Annotated in this window: 16 protein-coding genes; 6 read left to right on the top strand and 10 right to left on the bottom strand. The window is 32.2% G+C overall.

Annotated elements, in window-relative coordinates:
* Positions 1-650 precede the first annotated feature (650 nt).
* From AAGU07_RS16170 to AAGU07_RS16160, 3 genes are all read right to left on the bottom strand, one after another.
* Complete coding sequence (locus AAGU07_RS16170) at positions 651-836, bottom strand: hypothetical protein (RefSeq protein WP_342460117.1); 186 nt, start codon at positions 834-836, stop codon at positions 651-653.
* Between the two features lie 432 nt (positions 837-1,268).
* On the bottom strand, positions 1,269-1,637 hold the full coding sequence (locus AAGU07_RS16165; protein ID WP_342460119.1) for a HEPN domain-containing protein: 369 nt from the start codon (positions 1,635-1,637) through the stop codon (positions 1,269-1,271).
* 1 nt (position 1,638) lies between these two features.
* Entirely contained in the window at positions 1,639-1,941 is a 303-nt protein-coding gene (locus AAGU07_RS16160) for a nucleotidyltransferase domain-containing protein (RefSeq protein ID WP_342460116.1), read from the bottom strand.
* Positions 1,942-2,279: 338 nt separating this feature from the next.
* Between AAGU07_RS16160 and AAGU07_RS16155 the strand changes: the two genes are divergently transcribed.
* Entirely contained in the window at positions 2,280-3,128 is an 849-nt protein-coding gene (locus AAGU07_RS16155; protein WP_342460115.1) for a nucleotidyltransferase domain-containing protein, read from the top strand.
* Complete coding sequence (locus tag AAGU07_RS16150; RefSeq protein ID WP_342460114.1) at positions 3,116-3,487, top strand: HEPN domain-containing protein; 372 nt, start codon at positions 3,116-3,118, stop codon at positions 3,485-3,487. Before AAGU07_RS16155 ends, AAGU07_RS16150 begins: the two co-directional genes overlap by 13 nt.
* A gap of 66 nt (positions 3,488-3,553) precedes the next feature.
* Here the strand turns inward: AAGU07_RS16150 and AAGU07_RS16145 are convergent, their stop codons facing one another.
* Positions 3,554-3,958 (bottom strand): zinc ribbon domain-containing protein, encoded by a 405-nt coding sequence (locus AAGU07_RS16145; protein ID WP_342460113.1) that lies wholly within the window; start codon positions 3,956-3,958, stop codon positions 3,554-3,556.
* A 230-nt stretch (positions 3,959-4,188) separates the two neighbouring features.
* On the opposite strand from AAGU07_RS16145, the gene AAGU07_RS16140 reads away from it, so the two are divergent.
* The 3 genes from AAGU07_RS16140 to AAGU07_RS16130 all read left to right on the top strand — a co-directional run bounded on the left by AAGU07_RS16140 (position 4,189) and on the right by AAGU07_RS16130 (position 6,173).
* The gene (locus tag AAGU07_RS16140) at positions 4,189-4,617 is read left to right on the top strand and encodes a hypothetical protein (RefSeq protein ID WP_342460112.1); all 429 of its coding nucleotides are present in this window, start codon (positions 4,189-4,191) and stop codon (positions 4,615-4,617) included.
* Positions 4,618-5,218: 601 nt separating this feature from the next.
* Complete coding sequence (locus AAGU07_RS16135) at positions 5,219-5,563, top strand: hypothetical protein (RefSeq protein WP_342460111.1); 345 nt, start codon at positions 5,219-5,221, stop codon at positions 5,561-5,563.
* Positions 5,553-6,173: a nucleotidyltransferase domain-containing protein gene (locus AAGU07_RS16130; RefSeq protein WP_342460110.1), complete on the top strand. Its 621-nt coding sequence runs from the start codon at positions 5,553-5,555 to the stop codon at positions 6,171-6,173. Before AAGU07_RS16135 ends, AAGU07_RS16130 begins: the two co-directional genes overlap by 11 nt.
* Positions 6,174-6,219: 46 nt before the next feature.
* Here AAGU07_RS16130 and AAGU07_RS16125 read toward each other — a convergent pair whose 3' ends face one another.
* The 3 genes from AAGU07_RS16125 to AAGU07_RS16115 all read right to left on the bottom strand — a co-directional run bounded on the left by AAGU07_RS16125 (position 6,220) and on the right by AAGU07_RS16115 (position 7,547).
* Positions 6,220-6,597, bottom strand: coding sequence for a response regulator (locus AAGU07_RS16125; protein WP_342460109.1), 378 nt, complete (start codon positions 6,595-6,597; stop codon positions 6,220-6,222).
* Between the two features lie 54 nt (positions 6,598-6,651).
* Positions 6,652-7,023, bottom strand: coding sequence for a DUF4064 domain-containing protein (locus AAGU07_RS16120; RefSeq protein WP_342460108.1), 372 nt, complete (start codon positions 7,021-7,023; stop codon positions 6,652-6,654).
* Positions 7,024-7,103: 80 nt separating this feature from the next.
* Positions 7,104-7,547 (bottom strand): FxLYD domain-containing protein, encoded by a 444-nt coding sequence (locus tag AAGU07_RS16115; protein WP_342460107.1) that lies wholly within the window; start codon positions 7,545-7,547, stop codon positions 7,104-7,106.
* A gap of 432 nt (positions 7,548-7,979) precedes the next feature.
* On the opposite strand from AAGU07_RS16115, the gene csa3 reads away from it, so the two are divergent.
* Positions 7,980-8,573 (top strand): CRISPR-associated CARF protein Csa3, encoded by a 594-nt coding sequence (gene csa3, locus AAGU07_RS16110; protein ID WP_342460106.1) that lies wholly within the window; start codon positions 7,980-7,982, stop codon positions 8,571-8,573.
* 325 nt (positions 8,574-8,898) lie between these two features.
* Here the strand turns inward: csa3 and AAGU07_RS16105 are convergent, their stop codons facing one another.
* The 3 genes from AAGU07_RS16105 to AAGU07_RS16095 all read right to left on the bottom strand — a co-directional run bounded on the left by AAGU07_RS16105 (position 8,899) and on the right by AAGU07_RS16095 (position 12,880).
* Complete coding sequence (locus AAGU07_RS16105) at positions 8,899-9,300, bottom strand: hypothetical protein (protein ID WP_342460105.1); 402 nt, start codon at positions 9,298-9,300, stop codon at positions 8,899-8,901.
* Positions 9,301-9,529: 229 nt separating this feature from the next.
* Positions 9,530-12,673, bottom strand: a complete 3,144-nt coding sequence (locus AAGU07_RS16100) for an ATP-dependent DNA helicase (RefSeq protein WP_342460104.1) — start codon at positions 12,671-12,673, stop codon at positions 9,530-9,532.
* A 42-nt stretch (positions 12,674-12,715) separates the two neighbouring features.
* A complete protein-coding gene (locus AAGU07_RS16095) occupies positions 12,716-12,880 on the bottom strand; it encodes a hypothetical protein (protein ID WP_342460103.1) in 165 nt (54 codons plus the stop codon).
* Positions 12,881-12,899 lie beyond the last annotated feature (19 nt).

Raw genomic sequence — 12,899 nt, 5'->3', positions numbered from 1 at the left:
TCGTTCAACTTGCATGGCTTAATCGAACCCCAAAAGCAGTGGCCTCCGCCAGGATCAAACGGATTTACACGTTTAAAAATCACTAACAGAGTATAATTTGCATTTCGGAAGTAAACAATAATAAAAAAACCTTATTCAACTTAAATTGAAAAGGGGGTACATTTTTCTAGTAGCAACCAAAAATCACCACAAATCTACCAAACCAACATCAAACTCAAACAATCTTACAATTTCTTGCAACAAGTTTTTGAGTCCTCATATGATATAACTACAGTCGGAAAAAACCAGTCTTCACAGAGTGATATTATCACACTCCAACCGACGCCTTAAACCATAGTACTTATAAGCGTAACAGCCGAAAATTTCTTTTCAAACCAACGCATACTATAGGCGCGAGCTGTAGATTTACAAACATATTAGAAAATACTGCACAAAAAATAAAAAAAACAAACCACCAATACAGCCAAATTTAAGGTAAAAGAGAATAAAAGTTACATTCTAGTTTTTAGGTTAAGTCAAATTCCCTAAATTTCTACACAATTCAATACTCAGAATCTAGATATATAAAATAAGAATTATTCCACAACTTAAACAATACCAAACTAGAAATATGGATCTTTATCTCTATAGATCATTCTTTTAGATTCCAGTCAGCTTATCTGCAAAGGACCGGACAAGCCATAGCCTGCCAATTTATTTTTCCAGTTTTCAGAAATCCAATTTAACAATAGAAACACTTGCAATCTGGCCGTAAACTGCCCCTTTTTATCTGCACCACCACCTAAATTAACAGCCATCAGACAGCCTTCTTCAAAATTATTGTTGCTATAGACCACCTACAAAACAGCTTCTAATGATTTTACCATGTAGCCGCTTCCTGCAATTTCAGCAGGATCTTTATACTTAAACGAACCACTTGCAGTTCCATCAATTCTGGAGCCAGTTCATGTGGACCCCATCATCCATGAACTGGACAATGCCTTCGAGATAGTATATTCTCATTAGAATGGCCCATCATTGCACTGACAATCAACCTGCCATGTATCTGCATGCACCTACAGTTAAGATATGGCCATGTGTTGTCATTGAACTTTCCCCTGCATTACTAAAACATCTTCTGGACTTGAGAAATAAAATATTCATAGCATGAAAAAAATAGATTTTAGCGTGAACTAGCGAGGAACATGTAAAACAGTTAACAATAAATCATTGTCTTTGAGCAGATTTCAAACCTTTGTAAGGACATAACATGAAATGAGATGTTAATTTCAAAGATTCGACAAAATCAATTTACATTCCTCTAAAAACAATTCTGCACCTTTAATTATAATTAATGATTCTTCTTTATCTAATTCCAAAAATAAGCCATAATCTGCCTCTTCTCGATCCTCTTGAGCTCTTGTAAGCAGATCAAAGAGTTCCTTTTTAAATTCCCCTTTCTTTACAAAAAGGAGCCCAAATTGTGAAATTAAACCTCTATGTGTCCTTGGATAACTATCTTTTTTAGATAGTAATGCCTTAGTAACAAAGAACATCGCATAATAAGCCCTGCTTACAGCGTCCCCATAAAAACCATTTTCAAAAAGAGTTTTAGCTGCCAGAAGCTTCTCATCTGAATTTTTTATCAAAAGTTTCACATCATCCAAGTACCACACCTTCCCTTTTGATGTTGGAGATAAAATGAGTGTTTTCCAGGTTTTCATATTCTTCTTTTGAAATAACCTTGGCAGAAATATAAACTCCAAACTTAAGCAGTGCCTCGCTGACTTTTCTCATGAGCTTATCCTTTGTTTCTAGTTTTTTATCTGAAATTATGAGAATATCAATATCTGAATTTTCAGTATCTTCTCCACGAGCCACAGAACCAAATAATATTATCTTATCTATTTCAGGATAATTTATAGACTTTGAGAATTCTTCTGCTATTTGTTTTCGGTTCATTTCAATCATTTATTTATATGTGTGAGAATTATTAAAATCTTACTATATTATATGGTCTAAAAAATTTCATTCTAAAAATAAGATGAACTGTTATACTAATAAAACAGGAAGGGTTCATGAAGCTATCTGTTTTATTAATAATACAAAAAACAATTATAAAGCTCCAATTGATTAAAAAATAAATTAAAATTTTTTTATCAGGATTTAGGTAAACAATCCCTGTAAAATATGATAAATTTAAAGAGCTGAGCACTGAAATTCCTTAAAGAATTACGAAAATGGTAAAAAGATGCGACTTAAAACAAATATTTTTATATGTGGTTCTATAATTAGAACATATGGTACTAAAATTAGAACAATTTAACCTGGAACATCTGGCAACCAAAAATACTATGAAAATATTGAGGTTCTTTATACTAAAACCATATTTCTCCTTTGGCCTCAGTGAATTATCAAGAGAGCTTGAAGTTTCTAAATCAAATGTTCTAAGAATATTAAAAGTTTTAAGTTCATATAACATCATTTTAGAGCAAAAAGAAAGCCGTAAAAAGCTTTACATGATAAATTATGAGATGAACCTGGTTAAAATTCTGTGGAAACTATTTATGGAAGAGGAAAGGCAAAATATAAATCCTGATTTTAAAAATGTCATCGATCTTTTGTATCAACAGGTTAAAGATGATGTTGAATTATTCATACTCTTTGGAAGTGTTGCTCAAGGCTTAGCTACGCAAAAAAGTGACATAGACATCTGTGTAGTAGCTAAAAACCCTATTGATATAAACAGGTTTGATTTTCTACCCCATCGATTTGAAATACATCAATATGAATGGGAAGACATCAAAAATCCAGTAGATTTTGTAGTTCTGGAAGCCTTGTTAAATGGTATTGTATTTAAAGGGAATACTTTAAAGATCACAGCAGAAACACATTCTTTTCCAAAATCTTACGTTATATACCGGGTAGAAAAAGCTAAAGAATTCTTAAACAAATCTAAAACCCTTGAAGGCGAAGCCAGAGATTATTATGAAGGAATTGCTGAGATAACAATAGGAGAAGTCAAATCGATAGTGCAAAAAGGGAAACCCGTGCCAAAAAGGAGAATAGAACTGGAGAATATAGAAGAAGAAATTGAACGGCTTGAAAATAAAATATCACGTGAAGGTGAACATATATGGTTGATTTAGACATGGAAAGGGCAAGAAATTTGTTAAAATCAGCGAAGGATCTACACAAACAGGGAGATCTTGCAGGTGTGGCAGGACTAGCATATGCAGCTTTTGAATCTGCCACCATGACTTTAACTAGTAAACTCAATGGAAAAGATTACAGAAGCCACAACATGAGAAGGGAAAGGGCAAAAACACTCCTTAAAAAATATCAGGATAAAATAGATGTGCTATGGGAAATCCGGAATGTTGATTTTTATGGTAACGTAAAAATAGGCACCCCTAAAAGAGAAATTTCCCAGGAAGAGATTGAAGAATGCCTTGATGTTGTGGAAAAAGTTATTAAAGACATAGAAAAAATTTTAAAAGAAAATTAAATTGATGTAATTTCCTAAAATCAAGCACAATAGCCATTATACACAAAAAATGAGTGAAAAAATGGTTCACCTGAACCTTTTAAGCAAACTGTCAGCCTCTTTCAGGAGACCTTTACCTGCAGTTGTGGCTTCTTTAATGATCTTATCCACCTCGTCTTCAGGTTTCTTTTTCCCTGAAACCTGCGGCTTAATTGAGGTTCCGCATTCTTTGCAGAATTTAGTGCCGGCTGGAAACTTTTTACGGCATTTAGGGCAGACAGCTTCTTTTGGTGCGGTTTCAATTTTAGGTTTAGCCCTTGGCTCGACCCCGACCTTGGTACCGCACTCCATGCAAAACTTCGTGCCTTCAGGCAGCTCTTTAGAACAGCTTGGGCATTTCAGCACTTCCGGCTCCATTTTACCGCCACATTCAGTACAAAACTTAACATTTTCTGCAACTTGAGCCCCACAGTTTGAACATTCTTTTGTCACTATACAACCTCCACATGGTAAAGATACTTAATTTGATATTTAAATTGAAAATTCATTTGAATATGGGTTTGGTAAGTATACATTATTATGGTTTATGGTATAGATCAAATACAAACAGAGGATGGAAGGTTTATCAGGTATACATTCCGCGAAAAATTAAGTCGAACTGATAAAAATACATAAACCAAATTAAACAGTTTTATTATCACCACAAAGCGAGGGCTAAATAAATGATACAGATAACACTTGAAAGAAAAATAACTGGAAGCGAACTAATTAAAGATTTTGAATATGAATTTGGATCGCTTGAAAACCTTAAAAAACTGCTTGATGAAGATCCAGAAAATGTACTTCTCCAATTGAACCTTGATGACTGGAAATATCATTTAAACCATCCAGATGCTGAAGTTAAAGATGAAAGAAGGATATTAACCCACAAAATGCCCATAGATGACCTCGAATTAACACTGATGGACCATATAAAAAATGAAAATCCAGGATCAGTAGAAGAACTTGCTGAAATGGTACATGAAGATGTTAAAAAAGTTCATTCAAAACTTGAAGGATTGGAAGAAGCAGGGTTCATAATACTGCACAGAGAACAAAAAGATAATGTGACCCCATCTTTGAAGTACAACAGCATAAAAATTACAATATAAATTTATGATGACATCCTTTGAGCTTTTACAGGTTGATTCATCTTTTAAACCTTTTTAAAATAAGTTCTCGTTCAATTGGACGCCAATCACTTGCATCATATCTCAATATTACTTAAAAAAGTTCATCTAAACCTTTTAATTATCTTTCTCTTTTAGAATGATTCCACTTACAACTTGAGATCTACAGTTTGGACATTTTCTTGTCACCATACAATATAGGATAAAAAGAAATTTATTTGGATACTGGTTGGTAAGTATACGTTGTTATGGTTTGTGATTATGGATAGGAAAGATTGGGAAATAAGAAGATTTGGGCTTTGAAGTTTTGAAAAGAATTGAAATTATTTAACCCCACGTAATTAAATAATTTAAAACAATGGGTTTTATAAACTCACCACGTATTTAACTTCTTTTTGGCAGACACGTGAATTTCACAGAGAATAATTTTTTGCATTTCAATGTTTTATGTTATACAGTAACAGAATATGCAGGTATCACACTATTCTGTACTTATGTAACAGAATTATTTTTACAGTTATGTATTAACAGAAAAATAAATATACCACCAATTCTGTACATGTATAACAGGAGATGTTTCTATATGAACGCAGAATCTCACCTTAAACGAGGTAAAGAAATCAGGAAAAGTATAGATCTACTCAAATCAGATAAAGATCACACAAGTTCCATAGTAGAGCTGACGTACGGATGTTCAATGCATTATATTGCTTATGGATGCGAAACAAGATTCGGTGCACATAAAGACATACATACCGGACTTCAGAGATTTTTAAGAGAAAGAGATGAAGAAGAAATAGCAATTGCATTTGGTAGATTAGAAACAATCAGGCACGGCCGGTGGTATGGAGGTAAAGGCAACGGCGAAACAGTTGATGAAGTTCTTAAAATACTAAACCAGATTGTAAGGTGGGCCAATGAAGATTAAAGATGCTGCTTTTGAACTGGGGCAAAGTTTAAAAGATATACAGGGCATTGAAGCAGTTATCCTTTTTGGATCCGCTGCAAAGGATGAAATGCACAAAAAAAGTGATATCGATATTTTTTTAATGTTTAATTCTAAGGGCAGGAATCCAGAAATTGGGGAAGAGGGACAGGAAGTCCAGAAAATTGCAGTTAAAATTGAAGATAAATACAGGCTCAAAAATCCTTTTTCATTTGTATTCTTTAACCGAAACGAAGTAATAGACTCTGATTTTCTATGGGAAGTCGTTAAAGACGGCACTGTATTATATTCCAAACCGGAACTTATTTTAGGGCAAAAAGAGTTCTTAAAACCTGCAGCTTTTATCTCATACACCTACGGCGACATACCACAAAAGGATAAGATGTTCGTTAAAAGGCAGTTATACGGCTACAAAGTCAAAACAACACATAAAAACAAGGAATATATCAGTGAAAGGGAAGGAATTGTTTCTAAATACGGGAAAAAGATTGGAAGAGCAACTTTTATCATTGAAGCTGAAAAAACAGATGAAATACTGGAATTGTTTGATGAAAAACAGGTGAAATATAGTCTGACTAAAATATGGATATGACTAAGAATATATGGAACTACAATCAATTTTAATCAAAAAAATGACATTAAATTGAGTTATGTTTATTTAGAGCCATTTCAATGGTACTGACTAATTCCTCCTCATCAAAAGGTTTAAGTATGTAATCACAAGACGTGGTTGATTTTACTGCATTTAATGTTGTTTTATCAGCACAACCTGTAAGATATACAATGGGCACATTCATCATTTCCCTGATTTTTATAGCTTTTTTTATGCATTCATCTTCCCCATTTAACTTAATGTCCATCAACACTAAATTAGGTTGAATTTCCTGTGCTTTTTCTATGACATCTTCGTTTGAGAAGACTGCATAAGGCTGATATCCTTGTGATTGTAGTATTTGCGTGATTTCAAGTGATATAATTCCCTCATCTTCAACTATGAGGATCTTCAATTCAGACATACTTAAAAATCCCTTCTTCCAGTTAATTCCCATACTTTTTGATTATTTAAATCATTATTTCCTTATTAAAGCCAATAAACCGCCGATTACAAGGAAAACGCCACCAAGTACATAAAATAGGAAAATGCATATGAAGCCAATTATTCCGCTCAGTATCATTAATAATCCGCCCAATTTAGGCTTATTCCTAACTAGTACAGCCCCAATTACCCCCATAATCGAAACTACAACTGCAACAGCACCTAAAATCATTATATCAGAAGCACCGGATGCGCTGAATGCGTCCCCTATACTCCCAACCATTACAGCCCCTATACCTCCAATTAAACCAAAAAATCCACCAATAATTCCTAAAACCAATTCTAAAGTTCTTGATGTTCCATTTAAATTCTCGATTGATTCTTCTCGTTTTACTTCTTCTACCATAATGTCATCCCCCATCTTTTATTTTTACAAATCAGAAATTCTACAAACATTAACCTGAAAATTAAAAAAATAAATGAAATTTAAACTTCTAAAGTAGTTTTATATATTGCAGATGAATCATCGCCGCCTGCAAATGCACTATCAAACACTAAAAGCTCAACTTTAGAAGGAGTTCCTTCATCAGTACTGATATAATCATTAGTGGAAAATTTAACCTTTTGTCCGGATTTAAGATCATTCATGTTCCAGGCAAGAGAATTTCTCTCAATAACTGCCCCGCTGGAATCATACCATACAGTAACCATTTCAAGGTAGTCAATATCGCGAGTAGGAACCAATTGTCCTTTTATAGCATAATCTCCATATCCACCATTTGTTACTTTTAAATCTGAAATCTGAAATGGTGGTGCTGTACTTTGAGACGAATTTGATGCAGAACTTGTGGAAGAATCAGTACATCCACTTGTAGCTACAATACCTGCAATTACAAGTATTCCCAATGCAATTAAATATTTATTATCCATTTTTTACCTCCAAAAATACTTAATTTTAATTTTTTTTGAAATTTTAAGGTTATTAATCTTTTAAAATTATAATAAAAGCATTTATACAGCCAATACACGGCAAAAATTGCTTAAATTAGTTACTTCAATTAAACCGTCCATTTAATTTGAGTTCAATTATGTATCTAGTAATGACTACTATATAACTGTATATGTTTTACATTGACAAATATAATTTTAAATAGTAAAAATATAATAAATATATGTTTTTCATATATAAGATAATATTAATTATCATAGAACATATAAATTATATATAAAAATAAAAATTTTAAATCCTAAAGGTTTAATTGGCGCATTAAATCTAGAAAAGTATATTAATCCTTAAAATAGAGGACTTAAACAATGATAAAAAGCATTTAGCTTTCCACGATAATATGGGAAGGTGATATTATGGACAATACATTAATCTCAACAATATACTCAATCGAACCAGTGATGTTCTGTATTACACAATTTTCACCGCAAAAAATAGTTCTGCTCAGGGAAGAAGATTCAGACAATAAGCAGCGTGAAGCAGAAAGGATGCTTAAAGAAACTGTTGGAAAAGTAGTTGAAATAGAAACAAAGATAACAAGCCTGTATGATGTTGTAAAAATTGCAGAAGACGCTGCAGAAGCAATTGAGTATGAACATGCACATGGAAGAAAAATAATAGTGAATGTGAGCGGTGGACGGAAACCACAGGCTCTTGGAGCTCTCTTTGGATGCTATGCAAGACAAGACCAAGTAGAACGTATTGTTTACGTTACAGAAGAAGATAAAACTGTTATAGATCTCCCTATTTTAAATTTTGGAATTTCAGCAACAAAAAGAATGATACTTGAAGAGCTGACCAAAAACGGAATATCTGTGCAAAATTTAGCAGTTAAAGTTGGGATAAGTCGAGGAATGACTTACAATCACATACGCGAATTAAGAGTGATGGGCTTTATAAATAAGGATAAGCTTGAAATAACTACTGCAGGGAAATTAGCGATTATTTAATTGACATAAATACTATTATCACATTGTATGGTAAGTCAAAAAATTAGAAAACAAATGAATTAATTTTTTTAATCATGGCACTGTAGGAAACCTTGATGCAGTTTCAGACTTACTGCAGAACGTTTTAAAGTCACATGCATCACAGGTCCTTTTATCAGGATTTGGATTCCATGAAGATTTTATTCCTTTTCCATTAACTTCACAGATAACTCTATTTTCAATTTCAGCTACTACTTGGTCAAATTCATTAAGAGAATTATTAACTGAACTATTTTCTACCTGAATAATTCGTATAGATCTTTCATTTTTAAACGCTTTCGAAAATCTATGATTTTCGATGCATCAAAATTCTACGAATTTTGAAAGCTTCAGATATAAGAGGAGGGTTAGACCTCGCATTCCATTGAAGTATTTTCACCAGATCATTTTCAGGCGGCATAATATCAGTATTTCTTTCTTCAACTTCCCTTTTAAGTTCCTTTAGATCCTCTTTAAAGAGAGAAAGTTCGTTGAGATAAAATAGAATACCTGTCAAAACTGGACGCGACTCTGGCTGCATTGAACGAAGCCATGCATAAGTTAAAACCTGCCAGTTGTGATGTTGCCAGGAAGGAGAGTTAACAGGAGGTCTTTTCATACCCTTATAGTCCACAATAATTTCATATTCAGGATAATCTAGCGCATCAATCTTTTCTCTAAACAGTGGGTCTTGATGAAGATATTTCAAAATTAAATTCTTTGAAGAGGCTTCTTCCAGCTTAACTGAACTTAAAACATCTATTATCCCATTAACTCCATAATAATTTGAACGGCTTACACCTTTTATGTCCCGACATGTCCTTGATACCTTTAAGACGGACTTCTTTAGAGTTATCCGTGTTTATTGAATATTTCCTCATATTTCCGGATTCAAACCAATTAATGAGTTAATGAGCACGTTTAATTGTACTCGTTTTTTAGTTGCAAATAAAGCTAAAGGTACAATTATCACAGTCCCCTGTCTGTTTTTTTTCGAATATATTGTTGTTAATATTTTGAGCTACACTTGTGATTTTATTTTGGAATCTATTTAGATACTCTTCATCTATGTCAAAAATTTGCAATTTATTGTCCTTAGGCGCCTTTAATAGGTAAACAGCAATTTCTTTAATATTTTCCGAGTGAAATTCTGGATTTAATTTTAATGCCAATAAGTAGGTGTATAACTGTTTTTTTATTTCATCTTTATCAATTGCATATTTATTTTTAAAATCTAGTATTCCCAATGCTCCATTTCTTTTATAAATTAAATCTATTTGACCATTTATAATATAGTTGTTTTTTTCAATGGTAAATGGAAATTCAGATTTTATAACTTCAATATCTTTAAAAAATGTATTTAAATACTCATTAATATTTTCAACTTCATTTTGAAATAGATCTTTTTCATCTCCATCAATTATATCATCAATAAAATCTGAACTTGTTCCATCTTCTAATGTTTCACCAGTCAAATTAGCAATAGAGTTTTTATGTATCTTATCAAGGATTTTATGGGATATATTTCCTTTTTTAATTTTATACGTGTCTGATTCTTTAAATAATAGCTTATGGACAATATAGTACTTAAATGGACATTTCTCATAATCTCTTATAGATGTATAACTTAATAGGAGTATTTCTTCCTCCTCATCAGGGATTTTACTTATTTGAGTTGGTGGGAGGATTGAATAATCCTCCTCTATCCTTTTTAATGAAACCTGATTAAAATCAATTCCATCAATTTCTGGAAGATTTCCGTCTTTATCTTCATATGCAGATAGAATTAAAATCTCCTTAGCCCTGGTTAATCCCACATAAAGAACCCTACGTTCCTCATAGTAATATTTTTCCTCTTTTTCTTCCTGAGTAAGTTCATCTTTATACTCTAAATATTTATAGGGAATAGGAAAATTTGGGGTTTTAAAAAGACCGTAAAGTTCGTACTCCTCATCTTTAAAATCTTTGGGGAAGCTTTTCTCTTTCATGCCTGCAATAAAAACAACAGGAAATTCAAGACCCTTAGATTTATGTATAGTCATTATTTGAACTTCATTTCCATCATTGATTTGATTAGAACTGTGCTTTCCCAGATTATGGTAAAAAAACCAGAATAGTCTCCTTAAACTGTGTCTGCTAACCACATCTTCAAATTTATAGATAGTATTGGAAAGTGTAGATACATTCAGCAGTTTTTCCACATTCTCATTATCAAAATCATCAAAATCAAAATTATTTATTATATCCATTATCTCATAAAAAACATTTAACAATGTAGTTTTATCTTTAATGGTTTCATCAGACCATTCATTTTCAAGGGATACCCTTAAATCATTTAATCTTTTAAAGAAATTTAAATCATGCTCATTATCAATGCCCAATTCTCTTAAATCATCTACAGTGAACTGGTATAGGTAAGGTTTTTTTACTCTAGAGAAAATTTCGTTAAAGCAATCTTCTTTTAAATCCTTTTGCTTTTTGTATTTATCAAAAACTCCGAAGTAGGATCTGATCCTGGATGTTTGCCCTGTTTTTTCTTTATAAACCTCTTTTTCAGTAGCGATGAGGTTTTTTCTAAAATCGTCCTCCAGCTTGATTAATATATCCTGGGTTTTCTGGGAAAATCCGAAGTATTTATTTAAATCAAAGTCTTTAGATGCAAAACCATAAATATTTAGCCAGTCTGCCCCTTTACCAGACCATCTATTCATAATATAGGGCGTATCATCAGATTCAATAAGATAATAAATCATTAAAAGAAGAACCTTAACTTCAGCTTGTTCAAGTAAATCTTCGTTCCCTACAATATCATAAGGAATACCATACTCTTCTAAAGCTAGGCTTAACTTTAGAGCTTTTCCTCCTATAAGAGCTCTAAAAAGTATTCCAACATCACTGTAATTGGCTATTTTTCCGGATTCTTTTAAATGTTTAATTATTCCGGCTATTTGGTCTGCTTCATCCTGTCTTCCATTTCTTGCATTTTTAATATAGAAAATTTCGGGATTTTCTCCAGTACGGCCTGGATTGCAGTTCAATTCCTTTTTGATTAGTCTATCATTTTCTATGAAGTTTTCACAAAATTCTACAATGTTTTTTGTGGAACGATAGTTGGTTTTTAAGGTAATAAGCTCTGCATCATAATTATCCTTAAATTCCAGGAAGAATTTAATCTCAGAACCTCTAAAGCCGTAAATACTTTGATCATCATCCCCCACTACAGTAAATGTCTCGGAATTTTTAATTAAAAAGTCAAATATCTTCATTTGTATAGGATCTGTATCCTGAAACTCGTCTATTAAAATATTTTTAAATCCCAATTCTTCAACTAAATCAGGGTATATTTCTAATAATTCCAATGCTTTGGTCTGAATTAATGAAAAATCAATATAATTCTCCTTTTCTAATAAGGTTAAATATTGCCTATAGCTTTCAGCAATTTGATTGTACCTTGCATTATACCAAGCTTCAGTGAATAATTCATCATCCTTAACATCATCTTCTGGAAAATTAAAATATTCATCTGCTTTAAGATTATCTAAAATAGATTGAATATACTCTAAGTATTCATTATAAACCGGAAACTCATCCTTAACATATTCTTCAAATCCATTTATATCTACATTAAATGTTGTCATTTCATTGAATTTTTTAACTAAAGTCTCAATATGTCCTTTTTTAAAATATTTTTCATTTTCAAAGCCTAAATCAAATAAATGCTTGTATATGAACATATGATTCTTTTCATCTTCTTCCAAAATATCATAAGACAGCCCTTTATCCGAAATTAAATCGTAACAAAATGAGTGAATAGTTGAAATATGGATTTTATTAACAGTTTCTGTATCTAAACCATTTTTCGAATCTATTAATCTCTCCCTTAACTCCTTACTAGCCTTATTAGAAAAGGTGACCACAAGAAATGTTTCCGGATCAATTTTCTTCTCTTGAATTAAATATTTCACCCGTTCTATAATCACTCTTGTTTTTCCAGAACCTGGACCTGCTTGAATTAATAATGGTTTTTTAGAAAAATATTCAACCGCTTCCTTTTGATCTTGATTTAAATCTATTACCTGCATAATTTCACCTTTTATCATCAACATAAATGAATTCGAGAATTTTCAGGACCATGTTGCGGTTTTACCACTTCCAGGGCCCGCTACAGTAAATTGAGATTGATTTATTGGTGCTGAAATGGCTTGGTTTTGTTCTGGATTTTTGTTTTCTCTAATGTCTCGCCCTAATTTGTCTACCACTATTTGTTCGAATTCTTCCCATTCAATCACATTAAGCACCTAGTTAATC

This window comes from Methanobacterium sp. (assembly GCF_038562635.1).
GTDB lineage: Archaea > Methanobacteriota > Methanobacteria > Methanobacteriales > Methanobacteriaceae > Methanobacterium_D.
The sequence above is the reverse complement of the archived record's forward strand: the minus strand, read 5'-3'. Positions and strand labels throughout refer to the sequence as shown.

Coding starts and splice junctions, on each gene's coding strand:
- AAGU07_RS16115 (WP_342460107.1), bottom strand. CDS start 7,547: ATGGATAATAAATATTTAATTGCATTGGGAATACTTGTAATTGCAGGT.
- AAGU07_RS16160 (WP_342460116.1), bottom strand. CDS start 1,941: ATGAACCGAAAACAAATAGCAGAAGAATTCTCAAAGTCTATAAATTAT.
- AAGU07_RS16140 (WP_342460112.1), top strand. CDS start 4,189: ATGATACAGATAACACTTGAAAGAAAAATAACTGGAAGCGAACTAATT.
- AAGU07_RS16155 (WP_342460115.1), top strand. CDS start 2,280: ATGGTACTAAAATTAGAACAATTTAACCTGGAACATCTGGCAACCAAA.
- AAGU07_RS16130 (WP_342460110.1), top strand. CDS start 5,553: ATGAAGATTAAAGATGCTGCTTTTGAACTGGGGCAAAGTTTAAAAGAT.
- csa3 (WP_342460106.1), top strand. CDS start 7,980: ATGGACAATACATTAATCTCAACAATATACTCAATCGAACCAGTGATG.
- AAGU07_RS16150 (WP_342460114.1), top strand. CDS start 3,116: ATGGTTGATTTAGACATGGAAAGGGCAAGAAATTTGTTAAAATCAGCG.
- AAGU07_RS16135 (WP_342460111.1), top strand. CDS start 5,219: ATGAACGCAGAATCTCACCTTAAACGAGGTAAAGAAATCAGGAAAAGT.
- AAGU07_RS16125 (WP_342460109.1), bottom strand. CDS start 6,597: ATGTCTGAATTGAAGATCCTCATAGTTGAAGATGAGGGAATTATATCA.
- AAGU07_RS16120 (WP_342460108.1), bottom strand. CDS start 7,023: ATGGTAGAAGAAGTAAAACGAGAAGAATCAATCGAGAATTTAAATGGA.
- AAGU07_RS16100 (WP_342460104.1), bottom strand. CDS start 12,673: ATGCAGGTAATAGATTTAAATCAAGATCAAAAGGAAGCGGTTGAATAT.